The sequence below is a fragment of the Candidatus Neptunochlamydia sp. REUL1 genome (genome assembly GCF_963457595.1).
GTDB lineage: Bacteria > Chlamydiota > Chlamydiia > Chlamydiales > Simkaniaceae > Neptunichlamydia.
The window spans coordinates 254,723-281,108 of sequence record NZ_OY735137.1; the positions used below are offsets into that span (position 1 = coordinate 254,723).

Below are 26,386 nucleotides of genomic sequence, written 5' to 3' on the forward strand. Positions count from 1 at the left end.
ATGTGGATAGAGGGAGCGCGCCCGAAAACGCTTATTGCCTCTTTGTCTCCTGTTTTGATTGGGAGTGTGATTGCTTTCAAATCAGGGGGCCTCCACTGGGGGATTTTTCTTGCCTGTGTTGTTTTTTCCCTTGCAGTGCAGATTGGAACCAATTTTGCCAATGACTATATTGACTTTTTAAAGGGTGCCGACACCAAAGAACGAAAAGGACCGCGTCGACTGGTGCAAGCAGGACTCGTATCTCCAGAAAAGATGCGCACAGTAACCTTTGCCGTATTCGGAGTAGCAGGGTTTGTTGGCCTCTATTTGATGTGGATAGGTGGCTGGCAGATCGGAGTCTTATCTCTAATGGCTATTCTCTTAGGATACCTCTATACTGGAGGCCCCTATCCGCTAGGTTACTTAGGTCTTGGCGATCTATTTGTTCTAGTCTTTTTGGCCCGGTAGCTGTTGCTGGAGTCACCTATCTACAAACAGGAGTGGTGACTCCTGTGGCTATTTTAGCGGGTTTTCCCCCAGGCCTTCTATCCACAGCAATTTTAGCAATAAATAATCTGCGAGATCGCGAGCAAGACCAAAAGGTAGGAAAGAAAACCCTCCCCGTCCGCTTCGGACTAAGTTTTGGGAAATGGGAGTTTGCTCTCTGCTTGACTGGCGCGGCTTTGATTCCTCTCTTTCAACAGAACTACCTTCCTTCAATTGCAACCCTTGCCCTAGGAACACCTTTAATTGGAAGTGTTTTTAAAGCAGAGAGGGCCGAGACAATGGCCCCTCTATTTCCAAAAGTGGGCCGCATTCAGACAATATATACGTTCTTTTTTTGCGTGGGATGGCTACTTTGAAACGAACCCTTTACCATTATTCCCGCCCGTTTCAAGGAAAGCTACGCTCTGGAATTTTGATCCGCCTTGAATCAGAAAAGGGGCAAGTCGGATGGGGAGAAGTTGCGCCACTGCCAGGATTTAGCAAGGAAACCCTTGAAGAAGCATTAGAAGATCTAATTGAAGGAAATGACTCCAGCTATCCCTCCGTCCAGTGGGGACGTGCAGCAGCTATGCTCGACCTAATGGATCCAATACAAGTTGAGTCGATTCCTGTACGTCAGCTCAACCAAGACAAAGTAAAAATAGGTCATCTTTCTTTAGCTGATGCAATGCAAAAGATCGAAAAATTAGAGGCGGTTGGAGTTGATATGAATCAGAAGTGGCCTCTAGAGGATGCCCTTACCCTAGCAGGTCACTTTCCAAACCTCGATTACTTTGAGGAACCTCTTAAAAAAGGTGAGAACCACGCACTATTTCCTCATCCAGTAGCCTTGGACGAATCGCTAAGACAAGGCGAGACCTCTTCTTATCCAAACGTAAAACAGCATGTCATCAAACCCACTTTATATGGGTATCCTCTTCCAAAAATGGTAAAAGGGGTCGATTTTATTTTAAGCAGCAGTTATGAGAGTGAAATAGGGATCTACCAAATCGCAAAGCTTGCCTTTCGGTTGAAGATTCCATTAAAACCGATGGGGCTGGGAACATGCCACCTTTTCGAAGAATCTCTCTTTGAAGAGGAGCCCCTCATAAAAAATGGTCAGCTCTATTTTCCAAGAACATGGAGCTTAAAAATGGATAAGGTTCAGGTCATCCTAGATGAATGTGTTTGAATGTCCTTTCTCGCTTCATGCCAGAAAATCTCCCAAAGAATGGGCTCTTGTTTCTCATGAGAAAAAATGGAGTTACCTCGACTGCGAAATTTTCATCGAGGGTTGCGCTTCGGTATTGAAGAAAGAGGGAGTTAAGCCTGGAGACCCTGTTGCTTTGATTCCAACTAAAGCTTTCCCAACTCCTCTCCTCTTTTTTGCTCTATTTAGAGTTGGAGCCATTGCATGTCCAATGAATACCCATTACCCTCTAGAAACCCTCTCTAAGCAACTTGATGAGCTTCGTGCCCCCTTTATACTCTATCCCGACCAGGAGGAACTCCCCAAACTCAAACAAATTAAAATCTCCTTTTCTAAGCTAGCAGTGAAAGGGAAAAAAGGAGGACAGTCCTTCCTAAATAAGGACGCTCTCTCAACCCACCTCTTTACTTCTGGAACCACCTCGAAACCCAAAATTGCCTGTCACTCTCTTGGAAACCACTATTATAGTGCCCTCGGATCTAACGCTTATCTTCCGATCGAAAAAGGGGACTTATACCAGCTTTCTCTTCCTCTTTACCATATTGCAGGAATCGCTCTGCTATTTCGAACCTTTATGGCTGGTGGAGGTGTTGCTCTGTCCGAAGAGGTAGAGGGTATCACACACACTTCAATGGTACCAACGCAACTCTACCGCCTGCTCAAAAAAGAGTCCCTACCGAAATACCGCCATGTTCTTCTTGGAGGGGCTACGATTTCCCCCTCGCTTTATTATAAAGCATTAGCTAGAGGACTCTCTGTTCACCCCACTTATGGAATGACAGAAATGAGTTCCCAAATAGCTACCCACTTTGGAGAAGGCCCATTTTCTTTAGGCCACCCCCTTCCCTACCGAGAGATGAGAATATCGAACCTGGGAGAAATTTGGGTAAAAGGAAAAACTCTTTTTCAAGGATATCTTCAAGAAGACGGTTCTCTCTTTCTTCCCTTAAACAAGGAAGGATATTTTGCAACCTCTGACTTGGGTATCTATTCCCCAATCTCAGGACTTCAGGTGACAGGGAGAAAAGATCGCCTCTTTATTAGCGGAGGGGAAAATATCCAACCTGAGGAAATTGAGAAACTTCTTAACAGCATAGACGGAATTACCCATGCACAAGTCGTCCCCACCCCTGACGAAGAGTTTGGATTCCGCCCCACCGCATATATTGAAAGTGAAAAGTCTATAAAAGAGGAAGAGCTTATAAGTTACCTCAGCTCATTCCTTCCAAAATTTAAAGTCCCCGTATCCTTTCTTGATGCCTCTGGTAGGAATCGGACGCATAAGCAATAGCGCTGCTGCAAGTAAAAAAATAGAATCCCCTTCCCACCATTCCTTTGTAAGAAATTCCTTCTGCAAATACTCTCGTTGAAAGCTTCCCAGATATTAGAGAAATCGTCATGAATAGCGCACATAATGTATTAATTTTTAGCTTCTGTCTCTTTTTACTGCCGGTTTTACTCCACTCTTCAGGGTGTTTGTTCTCCCATGCCAGAGTTGCAACAGTTCCAGCCGAGCCGCCAAATGCAAAGTGGGTTTTTAAATCCGATGATGGAATCAATATTTTTGCTAGAAATGCAGCAAGCGTCACTGAAGCACAGCAGTAAAGCATTCTTCGTCCTGTTAATGTGGGGTTAGAATACCCCGCTTTATGAATTACATCCATATTCCACCTATGATGTTATTAGTGTTTTTAATTCTTGCGGGACTGGGATTGCCTCTCCCTTATTGGGGCAGTAGACAACGTGGATAATTGATGTTGTTCCCACGCTGCGGCCTTGTTTAAATAATTCTGACGAATGGGTGATAGAAGTTGTCCCAATCTTTGAAAAAGAGAGATGAACTTCTACTTGATCTCCAATAGTAAGTGGGGCAAAAAAATCCCCTTCAGTATGGACAATTGGAAGTAAAAATTGATTTTTACGAATCATCTCTCCAAATGAAAACCCTTGGGTTAGTAGGAATTCTTCAAACGCTTCAAGCGCTATCTGAAACTGATTTGCAAAGTAGAGAACCCCAGTTGCATCGGTATCCTGAACACGTACGGTACGATGATAAATAAACATGGTTAAATTTTACGTTAAGAACAACTTTTTTTAAACCCTTTATGTTGAGGTGATCAATTAAAATTCGGATCATGCGGATAGGGTTGAAATCTATTTTTTAACGAATCGCCCCATTGTCGAAAATAGCCCCCTCTCCTATAATTACCCTTTCGACATCCTTCAAATTAGGCATATATGGCAAAGACCGAGCATATTAAAGAAACCTCTAGCTTTGAGCTTCCGCTCCAAGAAAAAGAAAACCTTGGAGCCCCTATCGAAGATCTCAAAAATAAGGATTATTCTGCGCTCACGACAGCTCTATTTCAAAAGGGAGAATTTCGCCTCCTTCATGGAGATAAAGGAGGCCTTGCCTACTTTGATATGGCTGCAAAGCTAGACCCCTCGAATAGTGAACTATTTTTAAAACAGGGACTATCTCTTTTTGAGTTTGGAAGTCATGACGGAAACGAAGAGGGTCTCACTCTTGCCAGCAAACGCTTTAAAAGAGCAACAACCCTTAATCCTACTTGTTTTGAAGCCTGGCATTTATGGGGAAATACTCTCTTTTTTCTTGGGAACCGCAAAAAAGAACCCAGCTATTTTGCGAATGCTCTGAAGAAATATGAGAAAGCGATTTCTCTCTCTGATGGACAGCCATCCGATGTTCTCGCTGATCTTTTTTGGGATTTTGGGGATATTTGGGGAAAGCTCGCACACAAAAGTCAGAAGAGATCACCGACCTTCACTACGCGATCAAAGCTTACGAAAGAGCAACGACTTACCAAGAAGACCTTCCTTCTGAATTCTGGATTAGCTTTGGAAATGTCACCATGCTTATGGGGACAAAAACAAATGACTATCGTTTCTATGTGAAGTCAATCAACGCCTATAAAAATGCTGTTTCGATTTCTATATCCTTGCCAGATGGGTGGTTCATGCTTGGAAAAGCCCTTAAAGCTCTCTACAGTGACTCTCATGATGAAGACCATTTCTCCCAATCAAATGAATGCTTCTCTACAGCCGTTCAACTCTCCGGGAAAAACAGTGCAATTTGGCTTGAATGGGCCCACTTGCTGCTTGAGTCAGGAACCGCTTTCAATGACGAAAAAAAGCTCCGCGCAGCTATTGAAAAATGCAGCCGCGCCCACCGATATGGAAAGAAAAACCCTTATATAGTAACAACTTGGACCTGTGCTTTAGCCCAGCTTGGCAACGTCACTGAACGGTTGGAATATATCCATGAAGCACTCAACAAGATTGAGCCTCTTATAGAAAAGCTTGATGATCCAGAAGTTTTTTATGCTCATGGAATGTGTTACTCCGCTCTTGGTAGATATTATAAAGACATTGACTATCACTACCAAGCTATAGAAACCTTTCAAGAAGGACTAAGCCTTGACCGATCCCATGATCGCTTGTGGGCTGCGATCGCCCAAAATAGCTTCGATTCATCCCTTTTAGACAATGATGAAAAAAGCTATGAACGCTCTCTGCATTTTTTTGAAAGAGCCATGGGATTAAAGAAAACTAGTACAATTCACAGTCATTATGCAATGTGTCTCCTCAAATATGGTGAGCTAATCCATGACCAATCCACAATAGAACTTGCTGTTTCTCACTTTGAAAGGGCCATTGCCTTGCAGAAAAATGCTGCCTACATCCATCCCGATTGGATGTGCTACTACGCATCTGCCCTCGACCAACTTGCAGGATTTATCGAGAGCGATAGCCACTACGTTAAAGCCCTTGATATTCTCAACCATATCTTGATACTCCGTCCAGAATTCCCTCGCATTCATTACCGTCTAGCTCTCACCTATAGTCATTATGCAGAGCTTGTTAACGAACCAGATATCTTCATGCGAGCGATCCACCATTATCGAATTGCACATCAAAAAGAAAAAGAAAACGACCAGGTGATCCTTGACTGGGCATTAACCCTCATTAACCTTGGTGACCTTCTTGAAAATGACGTTGAATCAGATCAGTACTTCCGCGAGGCTGAATACAAAATGATCCAAGCCGCTAAGCTTGGAAATGTTCATGCTTACTATGCCCTTGCTTGCCTCTATTCTCTGATAGGGGATCTCAAGAACTCTTTCCGCTTTTTACAAAAAGCAAAAACCTTCGACGCCCTCCCCTTTCTTGAGGACCTCATCGAAGATGAATGGCTTGAAAACCTCAGAGAAACCGAAGCCTTTACTCAATTCATCAACGATTTACAACCGCACCCACAAGAATAAGAATCTTCATACGCAGGCGTACAGGTGTTTTCAAAAAAAACTTACATCGACTTAAAGACTTCTAAATAGGTAAGTTGATTTTCCAATTTTACCCCTTAGCTAACTCTTTATAAACCTGTTTAGCATAATCTCGAACTACATGCCATTTTGGATCGTCTGCTATCTGTGCATCCGTTTTTCCTATTGCATTGTTGTTCTGATCTCTTTCCCCTGTTGTACTATCGTAATTCTCAAACATATCATACAACTTCTTGATCATATGGAGTTGTTCTTCTGAAAAGCCTACGTCCTTATAAAGAATGATGATTGTACTGCAAAAATCGATAAAAGTTTGGTATATCTCGTCGAAAGTAAAAACGATCGATAGATCGTGATCCCCTATTTTCCATTCTTTTATTTGGTTTTTTTCATCCGATACGTCTATTAAACATTCCATAAATGTTTCATAATATCCCTGAAATTCAGGGTCTCCGTCGTATTTAAAGGACAGTTTATTCATAAGGCATTACCTCGGATATTTTTTCAAAGCTATACTCGTCAAAAGGGATATGCGCTTCAGATTTATTTTTGTGTACGATGTTCCCGTATTTATCTAGATAGTGTCGTCAAGAAATTTTGAATTTGATATACTTTGCTGTCTTATACCAATGCAACAAAGGAATTTTCTATGGGAAAAGCATCGCATCGTCGCCACGATATTTCAGATAAAGTCTGGGAATTGTTAGCTCCTCACCTGCCAGGTCGAAAAGGGGGTTGGGGCGCCGTAGCAAAAGATAACCGTCTGTTCATTAACGCTGTTTTCTGGATTCTTCGAACAGGCTCTCCTTGGAGAGACTTACCACCTGATTATGGAGATTGGAAAAACACTCACCGTCGCTTTTGTCGTTGGCGGGATGCTAGAATTTGGGAAGCGTTGCTTGAATGTTTAGTGGAAGATCCTGACTATGAATGGCTCATGATAGATGCGAGCCATATTAAAGTGCACCCTCATGCATCGGGAGCTAAAGGCGGTAATCAAGACATGAGTCGGACAAAAGGGGGCTTAACACAAAAATACACTTGGCCGTGGATGCGCATGGTATGCCAGTCCGAATTGTTGTTACGCAAGGTACCACTCATGACAGCACTCAAGCAAGTTTCTTGATCCAAGGTATTTCAGCAGAGCATTTGCTCGCCGATAAAGCTTATGATAGTGACGCAATTATATTGCAAGCCGAGAGTCAGGGGATAAATCCAGTCATTCCTCTGAGGTCAAATCGCAAAAAATGGAGAGAATTTGATAAAGAACTATATAAGCTTCGACACCTTGTAGAAAATGCTTTTCTCCACCTAAAACGATGGCGTGGAATAGCCACTCGATATGCCAAAAACACAGCTTCATTCATAGCTGCAGTGCAAATTCGTTGTATCGCTCTTTGGGCTTCTATCTCATGACGACACTATCTAGAAACTTTCCATTCACGCTGTGCCTCACATAAGGGCCTTGCTGACCAAAATTTGGGCTATTTGGATTTCCTTCCACAACACGAACTTCTACTTTAGGATACATCGTCCCATCTCTTTTAGGAACTTCCAACCGATACTTAATACCGCCTCCACTTTCAGAAGCCTTCACAGTAAAATTCTCTGGAATTCCCTTGGGCCTTGCAGGAGGGTTAAAACCTGTCCGTTTTAATACTTGCCTTATTTGCACTTCATTTAAGTTACCTCTATTACATACACCACTGATAACGTTATCAGTTTTCAAATGAGGATAAGTCGTTTTTATCTGATTCACTTCTTTGAGAATATGACTCATCTCTTGTTCAGCAAGTAGATGGGGTGCTGCGGTCTTTCCTATAGCACTACCTGGGAAGGGCAAGATTCCGGTTGTGATTTCAGCCTCAGCTCCCCTAGCTTCATCAGAATATAAATCGGCATAATGCGTTTGAAAAACCTCATCAATTTTTTGATGCCCCTGTGTGACTTGCTTTTGAAAAGCCCCCTTAGGGTTTTCTTCAAACGGAGAGTTACCGTGTAGAGCAGGAGAAATATTTTCTAACAAATCGTTAGCAACTCCTTCAATCTCTGCTACTGGACACAACTGATCTGTAACAAGAGCATAGACTCCATGCGCAAATTGAGAGGTCATCTCCCTCCCTTTTTCTATTGCTTGGTTCCAGAATGAAGGCTCTTCTTGCGGCATGATATTTAAAGCTTCAGTTGGAATCTGCTCGAATAGCTCTACCTTTACAGAGTCTACTTGTTCATCAAGAAGCATAATATAGTTTTGTGCTTGCTCTCTTTGCAACTCCACTGAAGGAACTTGATGTAGCTCCTCAGTAAAAGAGGGCAGATTATTTTTAGAAGCAGCACCTTCCATAGAAAAACCGGATGATGGCGGAAAATACTCTCTACTATCTACAGAAACGTCGCCTGGCTTGTTAATATAATTAGGACTCTCATCATCTAGGTTTGCCCCAACCAATGCACCTCCAACAGCCACTGCCGAACTTCCTCCAATCCCTCCGGTCGCAACAGTTACTACGACAACTCCCACAATAACCGTACCAATAATCAGTGGCTTTTTATGTTTACTACACCAATGACCAAAATGATCTGCCTTTCTTTTAAGCCACCCTTTGCACAGAACAAATTCGGGGTTTTTAATGCACATAGCTGGGTTTATCTCAAAATCAAAATTAGAGTTAAGAGAAAAACTCAGTCTACTTTCTCCATAAAGGTCTTCCATAAGTTCATCTATTTCATACTCATATCCCTGTTAAAGGTCTGGCCTGCTATCCGGAGCACTAGCTTGGATCATTCTAGTGACAAAATCAACAACAGTATCAAATTCTTCTTTTGTCAGAGACTCCAAAAATGTTTTGTTTTCCACAAGCTCTATAAACTGGAAGTATCGATCAATGGATAAGTTTGCAGCGCAAAGGAGCTCCTATGGATTTACCCGACCGAGTTCATCTCTTGGAATTTCAATCACTTCCCCCATGACATCTTTGAAAACAGGAGCTTCTTGATAAGTTGAAAATGCTAAAGATGGGATGGGACTTAATAGAAAAGATGGAATACACAGCGTTAAAAGAAGGCGCGATAAAACTTTCATAACGCAAATTTAAATTATGACTCACTTTATGATCAAGAACTCCCGCATCATGCGCCAATTTCTAAAAAACCTATTTTTGATGCATGTCGCGTATTGAGCTTTATTAATTTTCTTTTTTTTGATATGATTGGCGTTTACCAAAAATCAAGGTTTGCCCCGTTATGAATAAACGTTTCCTCCTCTTTGTCATCTCAATGTCAGTGATCTTATTCTTTGTGAATCAATATTTTACTTCCAAGAAGCAAGAAGAATACGATGCATACCAGCAAAAGCAGCAGATAGTGACTGAGGAGAAAAAAGTTGATCATGAAATCAATGTCAAAGAAAGAACAGCCTCTGCCAAAGATCTTCCTCTTTTTCAAGCCTTTACCGATATCAACGAAAAGCAGCCATTGACTTGGGTTGTCGCTTGTGGCAATGGGTCATATCTTTCAACCTCCTGGGCAGGAAAATGGGCTGAAGTTCTCTATGTAAATGGAAAAGCAGCTCGCTTGGTTAAAACCGATGACCACTTTGCTCTCTACAGCACAGGAGGAACACCTGAAATCGATTCAACATACCTCCCTCAGATGGGAATGCATGATGTTCAGGTGGTTTCGATATCTGATGACCTAAGCCCTTTGGTTATCCTAGGAGAATATGACGAGGGTCAACTATTTTTTCCTTCCTATCTTCCTCAAGCAAATGGAATCGTCCTTTATCATTTAGAAGGGACCTATTTACCTGTTGGAACTTACGAAAAACGCTCCGGCTCTTTCTCTCCGCTTTCAAAACTTGAGCACTTTGCTGATCTGGTCAACTATCGAATGGAAGCGTTTTCTGAAGAGGACCTTAGAAAGCAAGAGTATTTTGTCTTAGAAAACGATACAATGCAAATCGTCTTCTCCAATTTAGGGGGAGCGATTGCTGAAATCAACCTTCCTTTCAAAAGCGAAAACGATAGCGAAAGCATCGTATTGCCAATAGGTTTTGATCGCACTATTGACAAAAGTTACCCCAGCAATGGAATGTTCCCTAATCATTCGTATCATGTCGTGGACTCTTCAGGTCAAACGATTGTAAAAAATCCTGTTCTAGGCGGCTATTACCCCCTACTTCGAAGAGGAATTGAAAAAGACAGTGGATATCCTCCTCATTCGCTTCCCCCACAGTACTATGCATTTAATACAATTTCTGAAGATCCTGAAACCTCCCAGACATTTTACAAGCTCCTCCGTTTTGATGATAAAATGATTCAGTTCGAAGCAAACTTTCCAAACAGACGCATTATTAAGACCTACACCTTCCCTGAAGAAGGCAACGATGCTCCTTATTGTCTAAACGTCTCTGTTAAGGTCGAGGGAGATTCTAGAGGTCTTTGGGTTGGATCAGGAGTCCCAGAGGTCGAGCTGATTTCCGGAAGCCCTGCTCCAATTATTAAATACAGTACTGTTCGAAATAACAAACCTGTTGTAGAGAAGCTATCGCTTCCAAAAACTTCAACAACAATGAGCTCATTTCAACCTGACTGGGTGGCAAATTCTAATGGCTATTTCACATTGATTATGGATCCTCTAACAGAGGTGGGAGTAGGTTTTCAAGCCAATAATGTCCCTGGAAACATGGATCCGTCGAGAATCGTGGTTATCGATTCAGTTCATGACCTCTATCCTGCAAGTAAATATCCAGGCTATGAGGTGCACATTCCTCTCAGGCGCTCATCGCAACCGATGAATTTCCGCCTTTATGCCGGTCCAATTGAGAAACAGGTCTTGGAAAAAGTCGACAACACCTACACAAATCCTGTTACAGGATATAACCCTAACTATACCCAAACGCGTAGCTTTCATGGGTGGTTTTCCTTTATTTCTGAGCCCTTTGCAAAATTTCTCTACTTCATTATGAGCTTCTTTTACTCAGCTACTGGGTCATGGGGATTCTCGATTATCTTATTGACTGTCGTCCTTAGAATCATGATGTATCCATTAAACGCTTGGTCGATCAAGTCAACACTGAAAATGCAAGAGCTTGGACCAAAACTCGAAAAAATGAAGGAAAAGCAGAAGAAAGCGAAAGATCCAAAGCAAGCTCAAATGGAGATGATGGCTTTCTACAAGGAGCATAAGATCAATCCTCTTGGAGGATGTCTTCCGCTCATCATCCAGATGCCGTTCCTATTTGGAATGTTCGACCTCCTAAAGTCTGTTTTCCCTCTTAGAGGAGCAAGTTTTATCCCTGGATGGATCGACAATCTAACAGCTCCTGATGTGGTATTTTCATGGGGATATCCTATTCCCTTCATCGGAACCTCTCTGCATGCACTCCCGATTCTTCTTGGGGTAGTCATGTTCTTCCAGCAAAAACTGGGACAATCTCAAAATAAGAAAAAAGGGCAGCTTTCAGACCAGCAGCAGCAGCAACAAAAGATGGGAATGATCATGACCTTCATTTTCCCCCTCCTTTTCTATAAGTTCCCCTCTGGATTGAATCTTTACTGGCTTTCTTCAATGGTACTTCAGATTGTGCAGCAATGGTACATGTCTCAAAGAAAGCTAAAGCCCAGTAAAAATTCGAGAGAAATTCTTGTGAAGCCAAAAAAAAAATAATGCGCTTAGGTAAATGAATCAGTGGAGCAATCTCCTAAAGCAGCTCAATAGAGAGCTAGGAACAGAGACGGTTGACAAATGGCTCCGTACGCTCAAAGTGGTAAAATTTGACGCCGGAAATATTTTTCTAGACGCTGCAGATTCCTTCCAGATTAATTGGTTTAAGGAGTATGTTTCTCCCCTACTTCCCCATAAGTTTTTAATGGGAAGTGGAAGACCCATTAAGGTTCATTTTTCAATTGGGGGAAAGCCCTATGATGTGAAAGAATGTGATATACAAGAGAAAGACGACCCTTTCGCACCTAATTCTCTTGAACCTCATGCAACGTTTGACAATTTTATCCCCTCATCTGAAGAGAATCTTGCATACAAGATCATCAAAGAGCTCCTTAGTGGGAAGCTTGCTTTTGGAAATTACAACCCAGTTTATATTTATGGACCAAAAGGGAGTGGTAAATCTCACCTCCTAATGGCTGCAGCTCAATCTTTTCATGAGATGGGGAAAAAATGTTGTTATGTCCGTGCTGATACCTTCACAGAACATGTTATTCGTGCTTTTCGTTCGGCCTCCCTTCAAGAATTCCGAAATACCTACCGTGATATTGAAGTTCTTATTATTGATGATGTGCAGCTTTTTTCACGGAAAGTTGCAACACAGGAGGAATTATTCCACACATTTAATCGCCTCCATACGACGGGTTTTCAAATTATTCTAGGATCGAATGTCCCTCCCCGTCTTCTAGAGGAAATAGAAGAGCGGCTAATAAGCCGCTTCGAGTGGGGAATTACTCTCTCTGTCACACATCCAAGCGAAGTTGTAAAAAAAGAAATTTTAGAAAAGCGAGCCCATGCGCTTACTCTTCCGATGAACCCTTCTTTGGTCGAGTTTCTCCTGCATTCATTCAAAAACCTCCACTCACTTATTCAAGCGCTAGAAGCTCTAGCACTCCGGCTCCCTCACGCAACCACCCCACCAGACCTAGAAATTGCCAAACATCACCTCAAAGACCTAGTAGAAAAGGAAAGTGAAACATTCCTCTCCCCTGAGAAAATTCTAAAGATCGTCGCCAATGCCTTTGGAATCAAAATAGAAGACATCCTGGGAAAAGGACAGACAAAAGAACAAGCTCTTCCTAGACAGATTGCTATGTATCTCTGCCGAAAACACCTGAATATGCCCTTTTTGAAGATTGGGCGCCTCTTTTCTCGAGATCACTCAACAGTCATGACAAGTGTAAAACGGGTAAAGGCTGGAATCGAAAAAAAAGAGGAAGGATTTCTCCTTCCTCTTTCAGATATAAAGCGAACGCTCTCTTAGATCTTAATAAAACGATCGCCTGGTTTAGGATCGTCGCCATCCTTCTTTCCTCCAGAAGGAGGCTGCAGCTGGCCACCAGGAGCCATCGGGCCACCTCCAGGAATACCTGTTGCACCTGGATCGCGTCCTTCAAGGATATTTTTAGCTCTTTCACGCCATTTTTCGACAGACTCCACAAAAAGAGGAGCAAATCTTCGGAGAGACGAAACATCAGCTCCAGACCCCATCTCAAGAACGCAGTGCATCAAAATCAATTCTTCCTTAACGGCTACGCCGACACCACCGCCAGCCATCTGGCCACCAAGCATCGAACCCTCAAGAAGAGCTTCATAAAGTTTCAACCTGGAAGCATCATCCTTTGGAAGACCGTCCAGAATCGGAGAGTAGAGATAGAGACGATCAGAATTCGGCTCATAGGTAAGGTGAAGCGAAAATGTGTTATCGATCCCCAGAATACAGGTGTGATTTTCATCAAAGGCTAGCCCTTCTAAGTTTAGCTCTTTCCCAAACTCATTGAGATTCGCCTCAGCGTTTTGCAGTGACATTAATGTCTCCTCCTTAATAAATTCTTATAATAGTTCTTTGAAGAGAGTTTTTCAGGCTCGGATAAAAAGTGCAATAAAAAATTCATACAAAGAACAACTCTATGGCTTCATGATAGTGTCTGCAGCATAGAAATGCAATAGTCTTTTACCTTTCTGGTCAAAAATCTTACATCTAGCTAAAAGGGGGATATGACAGCTCTGGGAGTAACAAAATCAGGCAAAGAGACCACCTTTGCACTCTATTCAAAGCATGCAACACAGGTCTGTTTGTGTCTTTATGAACTGGAAAGAAATGATCCATTTCATGTAGTTGATTTGAATAGAAAGGGAGACATCTGGGAGATTACTCTCGAAAACCTTCCCAAAACTTATGAATATACCTATCGATGCGATGGGCCCTACAAACCCGAGGAGGGGCATCTTTTCAATAAGGAGATGGATCTTATTGACCCTTATGCAACGCTCCTGAACCAATCACCTGCTTGGAATGACCGAAAAAAAACTCCTCGAGCAGTAATCACTCCCCAAGAAGCATTTGATTGGCAGGGAGACTCTCGCCCCATGATCCCTCATGATGAAATGATCCTATATGAACTACATGTGCGAGGCTTTACTCAGGATCCTAGTAGCGGCGTTGAAAAGCCTGGAACCTTTTTAGGTATTATAGAAAAAATCCCCTACCTAAAGGACCTTGGAATTAACACTGTAGAGCTCCTCCCCATTCACACCTTTAACGAAGATGAAAATCAAAAAACAAAACCAGGAACAGGAGAAAAACTCCTAAACTATTGGGGTTACTCTACAGCAAATTTTTTTACTCCCATGCGCCCCTACGGCTCTCAAGAAGACCTAAAAACCTTAGTTAGGGCACTCCACCATGCAGAAATTGAAGTGATTATGGATGTGGTCTATAACCATACCAATGAAGGTTCATTTCGAGAATATTATTACTCGTTTCGAGGCATTGACAATGCTTCATACTACATAGCCGATGAGAATGGATACCATAACTATTCTGGATGTGGAAACACATTCAACTGCAATCATCCAGCAGCAGCCCGGCTTATCGTTGATTCTCTTCGTCATTTTGTCACTGAATATCACATTGACGGCTTCCGTTTTGATTTGGCTCCAATTCTCACACGTGGACAGGATGGAAAACCGCTAGAGTACCCACCAGTCCTTGAAATGATCAACCGAGATTCAATATTAGGACCCACAAAACTTATCGCCGAGCCTTGGGATGCTGCAGGTCTTTACCAAGTTGGAAAGTTCCCCTCCTACCGTTTCGGAGACTGGAACGACAAGTATCGCGACGATGTCCGACACTTTATCAGAGGAGACGGAAATCTTGATAACATAAAAAAAAGGATCCTCGGCTCTCCTGATATTTATGACACACCCTCAAAGAGTTACAATTTTGTCACTATCCATGATGGCTTTACCCTTCATGACCTTGTTTCATATAATGAAAAACATAACGAGGAAAATGAAGAGAGAAACCAAGACGGTTCTAATCACAACATCTCCTGGAATTGCGGCGCTGAAGGTCCTGTAGATGCACCTGAAATCCTTTCTTTAAGAACGCAGCAAATGAAGAATTTCTTTCTAATTTTGATGATTTCTCAGGGAATTCCGATGCTCCTTATGGGGGATGAATATGGGCACTCTAAACTAGGAAATAACAATACTTGGTGTCAAGATAATGCCTTGAATTACTTTCAATGGAAATGCACTGGAATTCAGAAGTTCCTTTCTAAACTCATTGCGTTTCGCAAGTCTCATCTTAAAAAAATAGAAACAACAGAGTGGCTGGACCTTCCCTTTCTTGCTCTCATAATCAATCGTTCCATATTAGTAGCTTTCAATCCCTCCAATGAACCTCTGACGTGGTCTCTTCCTGAGGGCGTATGGAAACGGATTATTGACACGCACGGAGAAGAGGGAGATCACTCTCATGAATATACCCTTTATCCTTTTAGCAGTGTTCTGTTCATTGCCACATAAACCTCCATCGGTTATCCTCATTTTTTTACACCAATGGAGCTCTTATGATGTTAAAACGGTTTGGACTTATTTCCGCCCTCTGCCTTACCCTTTTTGGGTGTTCTTCGAATAATAATTATGATCAAGTGACTCGCTTCCATGATGATGGACGTGCCAAACCCGTTGTTGCTTTTATCCCAGTTTTTGATCGCTCAGACGCTCAAGTAGGTTGGAGTCTCTCAGACGAGTTTACTGATCAGCTTCGTGGGCGTCTCCAAAAACAAAACAGCTTTTACCTTAACACTCCTGATGAAATTAATCAGGTTGTTGCTAACTTGAGTGCTGAAGATAATCCCTTTAGTACAAATATTGACTGGATTAAAGATGCTTTTGATCGTCATGAATTTGTAATTTTTGCAGAGCTTGTTGAACATGATATTCATTCAAAGCCCCTTAAGGGAAGTTTTGTTGATAAGATTACTCCCTCGTCTGAACTTTCATTATCCATGCGAATTCGTGTGTTTGATTTGCGAGGCTCCCATCCCGAAGTCATTTTGCAAGAATTTGTCCATCAGGATCACTTGATTCCTAAACCTTCAAAACTCAATGAACCAAATCCTGAAAAATGGAAAAAAATGACATTTATTGTCTCTCCTATGGGGCTTGCTCATATGCAGTTTAGCAAGGAAGTGATCAAGCGAGTCGAGGATTATATCCTCCTCTCTAAGAGCCAATGAATCACCTAACATCAGGGCTCTTTCTAGGAATAGTTGGAGCCATTTTTTTGTGGGTGGCAACACGTCTCCACTTTTTTCGTGTCAAAGTATTGCCAAGAACTCCAGCAGACCTTAGGTATCCAATCGTTGGAATTATCGGGTACCTCTTCCTTTTTTTTATCATTGCCCCATCTAGCGTACGTATGATGGGAAAACACTTACAAGCTCTTGCTGATCACTCCCCAGCCTTGCTTATGCCCCTTCTTCAAGTCATTTCCCTTGCATGGGTGATAGCTTATCTTTTTTTCCTTTCTCTTGTGCAAGGAAAAACTACTCTTCATGCAATGTGGATTCACCCAAGTCGGAGCCGATTCTCTTGTATTCTTGAGGATTTTGGTCTAGGAATCTTAACATGGCTTATTGCATTTCCTATTGTTGGTGCGGTGAGTCAACTTATGGAGCTTATCACTTTTGTTATAACAGGATTATCTCCACTTGACCAGATTGCTGTCCGTTACCTAAAGATGGCAAAAGAGTCCCCTGTTCTTTTGCCAATTGCTCTCTTTGCAATATTAGTTGCTGCTCCGATTATCGAGGAACTTGTATTTAGAGGGTTTCTATATACCTACCTTCGCAAAAAACTTTCGATGGTTAAAGCAACGATTTTTGCAGCTCTTATCTTTTCACTGTTTCATTTTTCCCCCGACCAGGGAGTGAGTAATATTGCCCTCTTATCTTCCCTCTTTTGCTTAGCTTTATTTTTAGGATTCCTCTATGAAAGGCAACGTTCTCTTTTTGCTCCAATCGCTTTACACATGACATTCAATTCAATAAGTGTTATCCGTATACTTTTGATTTCAAACTAGTGGAATGTGGTATGCGCACTTTGCTGCAAAATCTTTTTCTAACCCTTATTACTTTAGGAACACCCTTTCGAGCCTTTGCTGTTAATGAAGAGCTGGCAGAAAGCATTAATCAAACTGGAATGTTCCTCTACTATATTATGGACAAATCTCAGAATACCGTGATGTCCCCCCTGGGAATCAGTACTTCTCTCTTAATGACCTACATGGGAGCTAAAGGAAATACCGCTCACCAGATTGCAACAGGCCTTCACTTAACCATGCCACAAAAGGAAGTCTCTGCCGCTTATTTATCGCTAGCCAATCATCTGACTGGGGGTGGAGATAAGATCCAGATTGGTGCAACCATGTGGATCGATGAGAAATCTAATGTACTGGAATCTTATAAGTCGCTTATTTCAAAAGAATTCGATGGATCCATCCATAGCGTCAACTTTCGTAAGCCCCTAATTGCTGCGAAAAATATGAACGAGTGGGTCTACGAGAAATCGGATGGAAAGATTTCAAATTTCATTAGTCCATCTACCCTCTCTAGCTCGACTCGAATGATTCTCATTAATAGCCTCATGTTAAAAAGCTCATGGGAATCCCCCTTTCCCACTCAAAATACAGGGCAGCAGCCATTCCTGAGAAAAGACGGAACTTCTGTCTCTTGCAAAATGATGCGTCAATCTTCCGAACTTTACTACTTTGAAAATAATGATTCGCAAATTGTAGCCCTTCCGATTGAAAATCTCAATTCACACCTTGCCTTTGTCATCTTCCTTCCGAAAAAAAAACCTGATGATCTCTATAATTTTTATTACTCTCAAGATGAGAAAAAACCTGAAGGCTTTATCTCCTACCTTCAGCACCTTAAAAAAGCCTATGTCAACATCTCAATCCCAAAGTTTATTGTTTCACAAAAACTGAATTTAATTCCTCTATATCGATCGCTAGGCATTAATGATGCCCTCTCACCTAAAGCTAACTTTTCTGGAATCGATGGGACAAAAAATTTAATGATTAGTAACGCCTTTCAGCAAAGTGTCCTATCAATAGATGAAGGAGGAATTTTCGCAACAGCAGCAACGAGTTCATCCTTTAGCTTAAAATCATCTAGAAAGGATGATGCAGCTGAATTTATTGCCAACCGCCCCTTCCTGTATGCCGTTTATGACTTTGATACTAAACTCCTCCTCTTTCTTGGAGAGTGTCAAGACCCATCTCAAACGGGGATCATCAAAACAACAGGAAGGAAATCATCATGAATCGCTATGCCTTTCCACTATCTTGTTATGGACTTACAGACGTCGGCCATGTCCGCACAAATAACGAAGATGTCTTTCTTAATCTCCATGAATATGGTTTTTTTGCCCTTGCCGACGGAATGGGTGGGCACAATGCCGGGGAAATTGCAGCAAAAGAGGCTGTCCGATTTGTCTGTGCTTCAATTGAAGAGCTCTTTGTTTCTGCAGAGCGGGAGTGGAATATTTTCGATCTCTCTTCTTTTAATAAGCTTTGCATTGAAAATGCTAATAGCTGGGTTCATCACCTAGGCAAAAAGAAAAAAGATTATTCAGGGATGGGAACCACCCTATGCACCCTTCTTTTTCACGAACATTCGCTCATTTATGGTCACGTAGGAGATAGTCGTATCTACCGCTTTCGAGAAGGACTTCTTGATCAACTGACCCTTGACCACTCCCTCACAAACCAAATGATTGAAAAAGGACAAGTGTCAAAAGAAAAATCTCAAACCCTTCCCTATAAAAATATTTTAACCCGAGCGATTGGAACTCAAATGGATGTGGAAGCAGAAATCCATATTGCCCCAGTAAACCCTCATGATATATACTTGATGTGCAGTGACGGTCTCACCGATCAGGTCTCGGATGAGGAAATCACAAAGGTTTTGAAAAATAGCAAAGATATTAAGAGTGCAACTACGCAGCTTGTTGAAAGAGCTAAGGAACAAGGGGGGCTTGACAACGTAACTGTGGTAATTGTGAAAACAGATGAAGAGAATTTACCTCGATAATAATGCCACAACGCAAATCGATCCTCTAGTCATTGATGCGATGATCGAAGAACTTGCTGCTCCCCCTCGAAACCCTTCGAGCATTCACCATTTTGGCCAGGAAGGGAAGAAGGTCCTCTCTAACTGCCGCTCTCAGATTGCTTCTTTTTTAGGTTTGAAAGCTAGTGAAGTTTTCTTTACTTCAGGAGGAACAGAGGGAATGAATCTTCTCATACGGGGCGCATTAGACGATTCCAAAGCCCACATTATCGGATCTCCTATCGATCACTCGTGTGTGTATAGTACCCTGATCGATCTTCAAGCCAAGGGTGCTGACGTCACATTTCTTCCAGCCGATACCTATGGAGCTCCACATCCTGATGACCTACAAAAAGCTCTGCGCTCTAATACAAAACTCATTGTTCTCACAGCTTCCAATAGTGAAACAGGGGTCAAAATCGACCTTGAAAAAATGGCTGCCATTGCCCAATCGGCCAAGGTTCCTCTCATTATCGACGGCGTCTCACTCATCGGAAAAGAGCCTTTTACTATTCCTTCTGGAGTATCAGGGGTTGCTTTTTCTGCTCATAAATTCCATGGTCCGAAAGGAGTAGGCTTCATTTTTGCGCACTCAAGTTTCCAACTCTCTCCCCTTGTTACGGGAGGGAACCAAGAAAAAAAAATTCGAAGTGGAACCGAAAATCTTCCAGGAATCGTCGGCATGACCCGTGCACTCACTCTGATTGATGAAGATAAAAATGCGGCTAGCCTTATATCTCTTCGTGAGCTCTTTGAATCAGAAATATTTTCCGCCATTCCAGACGTAGAAATCAATGGAGAGGGCCCCAGAGTTTCTAATACTTCTAACCTATTCTTCCCTGGAGTTGATGGAGAATCTCTTTTGATTGCACTTGATATGCACAAAATTGCCGCCTCTCACGCTTCAGCCTGTGCCTCTGGCGCTTTGGAACCTTCTCGAGTCCTTATCAAAATGGGCTACTCCCGCGAGCGAGCCTCCTCCTCACTTCGATTCTCATTTTCCCGCTTCAATACTCGTGATGAAATCAAGCAAGCTGCCAAAGTGATTATCTCACTTACAGGCAAAATCCGCGCAGCAGTACTCTCCTAATAAAATACTTATCATAATTTTATTGGATCTAAGCGATGGGTATAAGGGGGAAGTTTTTTAATGTTTAAGAAGTCTGGCACAAATAGGGATCTTCTTTACCTTTTTCACACCACTGATTTTTAACAAGCAGTTGATAAAGCCAAGAAAATACAGGATCCTGTTTATAACCTTCGAGAATGAATAAAAGCTCATATAAGGAAACTCCATTGACAGCGTCGCTATCCTGGAGCCACATCCCTTTGTTTGTCTCGACCGGTGCCTAATTGTTGCAAAGGTTGATTCTATCGGGTTTGTCGTCCTAGTGTGCTGCCAATGCTGGGCGGGATAATCATAGAAGGTAAAGAGCTGATCCTCATCTTTCGTCAAGCATTTACATGCCTTTGGATACTTTGCTTCATAGAGAGAAATGAAGCGATTCATCGCTTTTATTCCCTCCTCTGTTGTTGGAGACATATACATATTATGGATCATTGACTTCGTATCAACCTGAACCGATTTTGGCATCTTATCAAGGATATTGGCGGTTTTATGTACCCAGCAACGTTGCTGAGCACATCCAGGAAACTCCTCTTCTAAAGCAGCCCACAATCCGAGAGCCCCATCTCCAACTGATAGCTTTGGGCCCTGTTTCAGTCCTTTGGATTTAAGATCCTGCAGCACTGTTTTCCAAGATAGCTTGCTTTCTCTTTCTCCGTCGTAAATCGCAACCATTTTCTTTGTTCCACCCGCAAGTGCCCCTATGATAACAAACAAGCAAATACAGCGAACTACATCTGTTTACCTTCATTATACCAAATATAACTGGGAGGTGTCTGAAAAATGTCCTGTGCTGAGAATATAGCTACTTAAAGGCGAAGTTGTTCCTAAAAGATAAGATTTAATCTTTTCATATTCTTCTTTTCCACAAGTTTTTGACTCCAAAATTTTATTATTTTTTAATAGAGAAAACTTTAAATTTGAATCACAACCCCAAAGTATAGATTCATTTAAATACATATACACAAAAGAATTTTCTATTTGCCCTTTAGAAAGAGCAAATAGAATACCAGGGAGTTGCTCTTTTGAGCGCTCTCGAAGCTCCCTAAGAGCTTTGCATGCTGATCTTTGCACATCCGAATCAGCGTCCTGAAGCAGAGGACAAAGGGCCTCTAAAATCTTAGAACGCTGCCCTTCGTCTCCTTTTTCGACAAGCTTAACAAGAGCTTTGCACGCTGAGCTTCGCACACCCGAATCAGAGTCCTGAAGCCGAGGAAGAAGGGCCTCTAAAATCTTAGAACGATGCCCTTTGTCTCCTTTTTCGGCAAGCTTAACAAGAGCGTAGCATGCTGAGCTTCGCACCCAACCCTCAGAGTCCTGAAGCAGAGGACGAAGAGCCTCTAAAATCTTAGAACGCTGCCCTTCGTCTCCTTTTTCGACAAGCTTAACAAGAGCGTAGCATGCTAATCTTCGAACATACGAATCAGCGTCCTGAATCATCGGAAGAAGGGCCTCTAAAATCTTAGAACGCTGCCCTTCGTCTCCTTTTTCGACAAGCTTAACAAGAGCTTCGCATGCTGATCTTCGCACATAAAAATCAGAGTCCTGAAGCCGAGGAAGAAGGGCCTCTAAAAGCTCAGAAAATTGCTCTTTGTCTCCTTTTTCACCAAGCTTCCCAAGAGCTTCGCATGCTGAGCTTTGCACATACGAATCAGCGTCCTGAATCATCGGAAGAAGGGCCTCTAAAATCTTAGAACGCTGCCCTTCGTCTCCTTTTTCGACAAGCTTAACAAGAGCTTCGCATGCTGAGCTTTGCACAGACGAATTAGCGTCCTGAAGCACAGAAAGAAGGGCCTCTAAAATCTTAGGAAATTGCTCTTTGTCTCCTTTTTCGACAAGCTTACCAAGAGCTTCACATGCTGAGCTTCGCACAGACGAATTAGCGTCCTGAATCATCGGAAGAAGGGCCCCTGAAATCTTAGAAAATTTCTCTTTGTCTATGTTTTCTCCAAGCTGAACAAGAGCTTCGCATGCTGAGCTTCGCACCCAACCCTCAGAGTCCTGAATCATCGGAAGAAGGGCCTCTAAAAGCTGAGAACGCTGCCCTTTGTTTCCTTTTTCGACAAGCTTAACAAGAGCGTCGCATGCTGATCTTCGCACCCAACCCTCAGAGTCCTGAAGCCGAGGAAGAAGGGCCTCTAAAATCTTAGAACGCTGCCCTTCGTCTCCTTTTTTGACAAGCTTACCAAGAGCGTAGCATGCTGATCTTCGCACATACGAATCAGCGTCCTGAATCATCGGAAGAAGGGCCTCTAAAAGCTGAGAACGCTGCCCTTTGCCTCCTTTTTCGCCAAGCTTAACAAGAGCGTAGCATGCTAATCTTCGAACATCCGAATCAGCGTCCTGAATCATCGGAAGAAGGGCCTCTAAAATCTTAGAAAATTGCTCTTTGTCTATGTTTTCTCCAAGCTGAACAAGAGCTTCGCATGCTGAGCTTTGCACATACGAATCAGCGTCCTGAAGCCGAGGAAGAAGGGCCTCTAAAATCTTAGAAAATTGCTCTTTGTCTCCTTTTTCGACAAGCTGAACAAGAGCTTCGTATGCTGAGCTTCGCACCCACTTATTAGAGTCCTTAAGCCGAGGACGAAGGGCCTCTAAAAGCTGAGAAAGTTGCTCTTTATCTCCTTTTTTGCCAAGCCTCCCAAGAGCGTAGCATGCTGAGCTTCGCACAGACGAATCAGAGTCCTTAAGCCGAGGAAGAAGGGCCTCTAAAATCTTAGAAAGATGTAAAAATAAGCGTCCTGAAGCAAAGGAAGAAGGGCCTTTAAAAGCTTAGAAAATTGCTCTTTATCTCCTTTTTCACCAAGCTTAACAAGAACGTCGCATGCTGAGCTTCGCACCCTCTTATTAGAGTCCTTAAGCCGAGGACGAAGGGCCTCTAAAATCTTAGAAAATTGCTCTTTGTCTCCTTTTTCACCAAGCTTAACAAGAACGTCGCATGCTGATCTTCGCACCCTCTTATTAGAGTCCTTAAGCCGAGGACGAAGGGCCTCTAAAATCTTAGAAAATTGCTCTTTGTCTCCTTTTTCACCAAGCTTAACAAGAGCTTCGCACGCTGAGCTTCGCACACGCCGATCAGAGCCTTTGAGCAGTGCATTTATTTTTCCCATAAAAGAGGGCCAGATAAAGGAAGGAAATTGAAAAGTTACCTGCGCCTCATTGAGCTTTTCTATGTTGAATAGCACGTAGTCACCATAGGCTTGATAGATATGAAATCTCTCCTCTGCCCAGCTTTGAAGTGTTTCATCTCTGCATTCTTCTAGGACGCGCAGGGTCACATGCATTTGAGCGATACCGATTAGCTCAATGGGAGGGGCATGTAAGTCTTCAATAAAAGCCTTGGTTCTTGTTTTATCTGAATTGTCTTTGGCGTGGATAAGTCCTCCAAGGAAGGCCATGACAAGCTGAAATTGTGGGAAATAACGGTGTTTGACGATCCAATCTTTTTGGGTTTCTCGTGTTTGACAGCTCATAAAATAGGCCGCTAAATACTCTTGGAAGGTCAAGTGCAAGAAGGCGTAGTCGACATAAGCGGCTGCGTCTTGTTTTTTTACTCCTTGCAAAAGCCTTGTTGTTAAAAGCGCTTGGATCTCGTCTGCAGAAAAGCTTTTGGTTAAAGTCTCATGGCTAACCATGAGGTTCCCTTCTTGGAGTCCTATGAGCGCTGCTTTTCCAAGAGTTAAAAATGCTTGGTGTTTGTCTTCTGGATGTAAAGAATGGTACTGGATTTTTTGCTGCTCTTTTTGATTCCAATGAAACAGATGGGTGAGCATTGTGGTATAAAGGCCCGTGAGATTTTTTGGGAAGCTGCACTCACGAGCCCCTTGTTCCCACAGGGCACATAACATTTGCAATTGCAGGGGGGTGTGAGAGATTGCTTGTAAATTGGGATCTTTGTTGAAAATTTCTAAAAGGTCATTGGGGTTGATGTGTCTTTGAGGGGGGCTATAATCGGTTTCGTATCGGGCGATATGGTTAAGACTGAGAGTGGCTTCTTTTTCTTTTTTGTGTTGCAGCATTTCTACGATATGGTTTTTTAGGTCTTGCTCGTTGAGGGCTGCTGCATAGGCACCGAGTGTTCCTAAAATATAAAGGGCTTCTTTTCGTAGGTCTTGATCTTCAGAAATGAGGAATAGGCTGACGTTATCGATTTCTTTAGCGAGGTCAAACGATGGGGGGAGGGAAGCCTTTAAAGCTTCTTTGGCTTTAATGGGGTCATGGATCTCGAGTTTCCGAGCAAAATAGTGATTCATATAGGAGTGAATCTGGGGATCAGAAAATCCTATGTTTTCCACGAGGCGGTCCATTTTTTCTTGGAGAGAAGTAATGGGTCCTGGTCTGGAGGTAAATAAGATCTTGAGGTCTGTGCTTGTTTCAAATGGGGATAGTGCTTGAGCCAAGGCGGGGGTTGCTTCATCGTATCCATCAAATAAGATAAGCATTTGATGTTTATGGGCCTTTATTTCTCTTAACATAGAGAGATAAAGAGCAGGGTCTTTTAAAATCAAGTGGGAAGCTGCTTGAGCCAGCCACTCATCTGGATCTTTTCTATTGAGTTTTCCTTCTTTAACAAGAGGATTTAGGTAACGTAAGGGGAGCCAATAGATGTATTTAAATTGCGTATTCCATAAGCGGCCTGCTGCCCAATCATAGGCAATTTTTTGACAGACGGTGCTTTTTCCAATTCCTGCTCCTCCAATCATAAGAACTTTGTTGCAAGGTTTTCCTTCTTTGGGAATAAAAAGATCTTCGAGGTTGATAGGCTCAGAGGTGATTTTTCCCCGCTTAAAAGCTTCTGTTAAAGAATCTTGCTCAGGCAGGTCTTTCCTTAAGGGTTGATTTTCCCCTTTTTGACTTTCTGTATTAATGAGTGTGAGCTGCGTAAAAAGTTCCTCAATCGGAAAGGTTTCTTGAGAGGCAGGGAGGGGAAGTTCTCCTAGAGAGTCGATATAGTAGGCTTTAAGAATCTTTTCGGGGTGGCGGCTTTTGAAAAGATTTAGATCTTCTTTATAAATGTTTAGCTGGAGACGAATCCATGATTGCATCTTTGTTTTTATAGAGGTTGTAAGTTTTTTGGGGATCTGTTCAAGGGGACTTCGATTAAACTTTTCATCTCTTTCTAAGAGAAATTGAAGGATTTTATCTTCATTGAGATAGCGGCTTGCATTAAACAAGACACTTAAAAATTCATCTTTTTGGTTTTCTTCAAGGGTGCTCCACTGAATGGCTTTCTCTCCAGAAATCATATTCCCATATTGGAGATCACGGATATCTTTTAGGTCGCTTGCTGGGGACCCTTCTAAAGTGGGTCGATCCAGGGTGGTTAGGACCCGATTTTTTGTCAGAGCTTCTTCGTGGTCATATAGAGAAAAGGAAAAAGATTCTCCTGGATCAATCTTTACTGTTTGCGCGTAAGTGATTGCGCCATTTTGATAGACCCACTGAAATCCTGCATTTGTCCCAGAGCTTCCTAAGGTGTCGGTATCCGCAAGGACTCTTCCCACTCCAAGCACTCCCATGAATCCTTTGATGGGAACTTTTTTTCCCTGTGGAGTTAAAAGGTGATCTGGAGGGCAGTGGTACTTTTCGAGATACTGGATAAAGGTTAACCCTTTTTCGACTTGGGCCTGCGAAAAATCTTGGTAGTTTTCATCGATTTGACTCATAATGAAAAGGGATTCCTGAATACCGGAATCACTGAGCACGTGAGCAAGAAAATGTTCACGCATATGGGGAGTAGAAAACTTTTCTCTAGAAAGGCGCGTTTTAGGGACGCGAAAAATACCTCTCCCCATTTCATAAAAACAATCGTAGGCAATTTTTTCATAGATGGCGCTGATATTCATCGCTTCTTGATACCGCTTAACCTCACCTTCTGAAAGGAGTCTTTCTCCTGTTGGCCTTGGTAAATTGTTTCGATGAATTGGAGTATTGGCTTTTCCCATCCACTTTTTACATGGAGCGGCTTTACTGGGGTCAAAGTGGCGCTTTTGGAAGATGGCTCCCATTGCAGAGCCTGAAGTTTTGGGCCCTACAGAATAAAAATGGGGAGATTTTCCTGTTTTTCCAGTATAGATCGCATTGATTTCAGGGTTATGGTCTTGGATTCCTTTTTTTGTGATTGGATAAGGGTTAATAAAGCTCATTG

21 protein-coding genes and 2 pseudogenes are annotated in these 26,386 nt (G+C 42.4%); 14 read left to right on the top strand and 9 right to left on the bottom strand.

Going from position 1 to position 26,386, the window contains the following annotated elements; all coding sequences use genetic code 11:
* The 3 genes and pseudogenes from R2I63_RS10500 (at position 1) to menE (ending at position 2,966) form a co-directional block, all read left to right on the top strand.
* Positions 1-842 (top strand): annotated as a pseudogene (locus R2I63_RS10500) (1,4-dihydroxy-2-naphthoate polyprenyltransferase).
* On the top strand, positions 839-1,657 hold the full coding sequence (locus tag R2I63_RS01660) for a hypothetical protein (RefSeq protein ID WP_316358144.1): 819 nt from the start codon (positions 839-841) through the stop codon (positions 1,655-1,657). The pseudogene R2I63_RS10500 and the gene R2I63_RS01660 overlap by 4 nt, the downstream one beginning before the upstream one ends.
* Complete coding sequence (gene menE, locus R2I63_RS01665; protein ID WP_316358146.1) at positions 1,644-2,966, top strand: o-succinylbenzoate--CoA ligase; 1,323 nt, start codon at positions 1,644-1,646, stop codon at positions 2,964-2,966. Before R2I63_RS01660 ends, menE begins: the two co-directional genes overlap by 14 nt.
* Here menE and R2I63_RS01670 read toward each other — a convergent pair.
* On the bottom strand, positions 2,908-3,339 hold the full coding sequence (locus R2I63_RS01670) for a hypothetical protein (protein ID WP_316358148.1): 432 nt from the start codon (positions 3,337-3,339) through the stop codon (positions 2,908-2,910). The genes menE and R2I63_RS01670 overlap by 59 nt on opposite strands.
* Before the next feature lie 7 nt (positions 3,340-3,346).
* Positions 3,347-3,739: an acyl-CoA thioesterase gene (locus R2I63_RS01675; RefSeq protein WP_316358150.1), complete on the bottom strand. Its 393-nt coding sequence runs from the start codon at positions 3,737-3,739 to the stop codon at positions 3,347-3,349.
* A 174-nt stretch (positions 3,740-3,913) separates the two neighbouring features.
* On the opposite strand from R2I63_RS01675, the gene R2I63_RS10550 reads away from it, so the two are divergent.
* Positions 3,914-4,591 carry a tetratricopeptide repeat protein gene (locus R2I63_RS10550; RefSeq protein ID WP_445083652.1) on the top strand — a complete coding sequence of 226 codons (678 nt, stop codon included), beginning with the start codon at positions 3,914-3,916 and terminating at the stop codon, positions 4,589-4,591.
* Between the two features lie 1,139 nt (positions 4,592-5,730).
* On the top strand, positions 5,731-5,961 hold the full coding sequence (locus R2I63_RS10555; RefSeq protein ID WP_445083698.1) for a TPR end-of-group domain-containing protein: 231 nt from the start codon (positions 5,731-5,733) through the stop codon (positions 5,959-5,961).
* A gap of 88 nt (positions 5,962-6,049) precedes the next feature.
* On the opposite strand, the gene R2I63_RS01685 is transcribed toward R2I63_RS10555, so the two are convergent.
* Complete coding sequence (locus R2I63_RS01685; protein WP_316358155.1) at positions 6,050-6,460, bottom strand: hypothetical protein; 411 nt, start codon at positions 6,458-6,460, stop codon at positions 6,050-6,052.
* Between the two features lie 168 nt (positions 6,461-6,628).
* Between R2I63_RS01685 and R2I63_RS01690 the strand changes: the two genes are divergently transcribed.
* A protein-coding gene (locus R2I63_RS01690) for an IS5 family transposase (RefSeq protein ID WP_316359794.1) occupies positions 6,629-7,395 on the top strand; the annotation gives its coding sequence in 2 pieces (ribosomal slippage) (positions 6,629-7,004 and positions 7,004-7,395; 768 coding nt in all).
* Here R2I63_RS01690 and R2I63_RS01695 read toward each other — a convergent pair.
* A complete protein-coding gene (locus R2I63_RS01695; protein WP_316358158.1) occupies positions 7,385-8,692 on the bottom strand; it encodes a hypothetical protein in 1,308 nt (435 codons plus the stop codon). The genes R2I63_RS01690 and R2I63_RS01695 overlap by 11 nt on opposite strands.
* 201 nt (positions 8,693-8,893) lie before the next feature.
* Positions 8,894-9,061, bottom strand: coding sequence for a hypothetical protein (locus R2I63_RS01700; protein ID WP_316358161.1), 168 nt, complete (start codon positions 9,059-9,061; stop codon positions 8,894-8,896).
* A gap of 161 nt (positions 9,062-9,222) precedes the next feature.
* Between R2I63_RS01700 and yidC the strand changes: the two genes are divergently transcribed.
* Together yidC and R2I63_RS01710 are read left to right on the top strand one after the other, a co-directional pair.
* Positions 9,223-11,646 carry a membrane protein insertase YidC gene (yidC, locus tag R2I63_RS01705; RefSeq protein WP_316358164.1) on the top strand — a complete coding sequence of 808 codons (2,424 nt, stop codon included), beginning with the start codon at positions 9,223-9,225 and terminating at the stop codon, positions 11,644-11,646.
* Positions 11,647-11,659: 13 nt separating this feature from the next.
* Positions 11,660-12,964 carry a DnaA ATPase domain-containing protein gene (locus R2I63_RS01710; protein WP_316358167.1) on the top strand — a complete coding sequence of 435 codons (1,305 nt, stop codon included), beginning with the start codon at positions 11,660-11,662 and terminating at the stop codon, positions 12,962-12,964.
* On the opposite strand, the gene R2I63_RS01715 is transcribed toward R2I63_RS01710, so the two are convergent.
* Positions 12,961-13,509 (bottom strand): CesT family type III secretion system chaperone, encoded by a 549-nt coding sequence (locus R2I63_RS01715; RefSeq protein WP_316358169.1) that lies wholly within the window; start codon positions 13,507-13,509, stop codon positions 12,961-12,963. The two genes, R2I63_RS01710 and R2I63_RS01715, sit on opposite strands and share 4 nt — an antisense overlap.
* Before the next feature lie 189 nt (positions 13,510-13,698).
* On the opposite strand from R2I63_RS01715, the gene R2I63_RS01720 reads away from it, so the two are divergent.
* The 6 genes from R2I63_RS01720 to R2I63_RS01745 are packed head-to-tail and all read left to right on the top strand — an operon-like array spanning position 13,699 to position 20,202.
* Entirely contained in the window at positions 13,699-15,516 is a 1,818-nt protein-coding gene (locus R2I63_RS01720) for a glycogen debranching protein (RefSeq protein ID WP_316358171.1), read from the top strand.
* A 44-nt stretch (positions 15,517-15,560) separates the two neighbouring features.
* Positions 15,561-16,232, top strand: a complete 672-nt coding sequence (locus R2I63_RS01725) for a CT253 family lipoprotein (protein WP_316358173.1) — start codon at positions 15,561-15,563, stop codon at positions 16,230-16,232.
* Positions 16,229-17,077: a CPBP family intramembrane glutamic endopeptidase gene (locus R2I63_RS01730; RefSeq protein ID WP_316358175.1), complete on the top strand. Its 849-nt coding sequence runs from the start codon at positions 16,229-16,231 to the stop codon at positions 17,075-17,077. The genes R2I63_RS01725 and R2I63_RS01730 overlap by 4 nt, the downstream gene beginning before the upstream one ends.
* Before the next feature lie 11 nt (positions 17,078-17,088).
* Positions 17,089-18,324, top strand: a complete 1,236-nt coding sequence (locus R2I63_RS01735; RefSeq protein WP_316358177.1) for a serpin family protein — start codon at positions 17,089-17,091, stop codon at positions 18,322-18,324.
* Positions 18,321-19,094: a Stp1/IreP family PP2C-type Ser/Thr phosphatase gene (locus tag R2I63_RS01740; RefSeq protein WP_316358178.1), complete on the top strand. Its 774-nt coding sequence runs from the start codon at positions 18,321-18,323 to the stop codon at positions 19,092-19,094. The genes R2I63_RS01735 and R2I63_RS01740 overlap by 4 nt, the downstream gene beginning before the upstream one ends.
* The gene (locus tag R2I63_RS01745) at positions 19,072-20,202 is read left to right on the top strand and encodes a cysteine desulfurase family protein (protein WP_316358181.1); all 1,131 of its coding nucleotides are present in this window, start codon (positions 19,072-19,074) and stop codon (positions 20,200-20,202) included. Before R2I63_RS01740 ends, R2I63_RS01745 begins: the two co-directional genes overlap by 23 nt.
* 198 nt (positions 20,203-20,400) lie before the next feature.
* On the opposite strand, the pseudogene R2I63_RS01750 reads toward R2I63_RS01745, so the two are convergent.
* From R2I63_RS01750 to R2I63_RS01760, 3 genes and pseudogenes are all read right to left on the bottom strand, one after another.
* A pseudogene (locus tag R2I63_RS01750) lies at positions 20,401-20,961 on the bottom strand (IS256 family transposase); the annotation flags it as partial.
* Between the two features lie 27 nt (positions 20,962-20,988).
* Positions 20,989-22,953 (bottom strand): sister chromatid cohesion protein PDS5, encoded by a 1,965-nt coding sequence (locus R2I63_RS01755; RefSeq protein ID WP_338140845.1) that lies wholly within the window; start codon positions 22,951-22,953, stop codon positions 20,989-20,991.
* Entirely contained in the window at positions 22,947-26,384 is a 3,438-nt protein-coding gene (locus tag R2I63_RS01760) for a sister chromatid cohesion protein PDS5 (RefSeq protein WP_316358185.1), read from the bottom strand. Before R2I63_RS01760 ends, R2I63_RS01755 begins: the two co-directional genes overlap by 7 nt.
* Between the last annotated feature and the right edge of the window lie 2 nt (positions 26,385-26,386).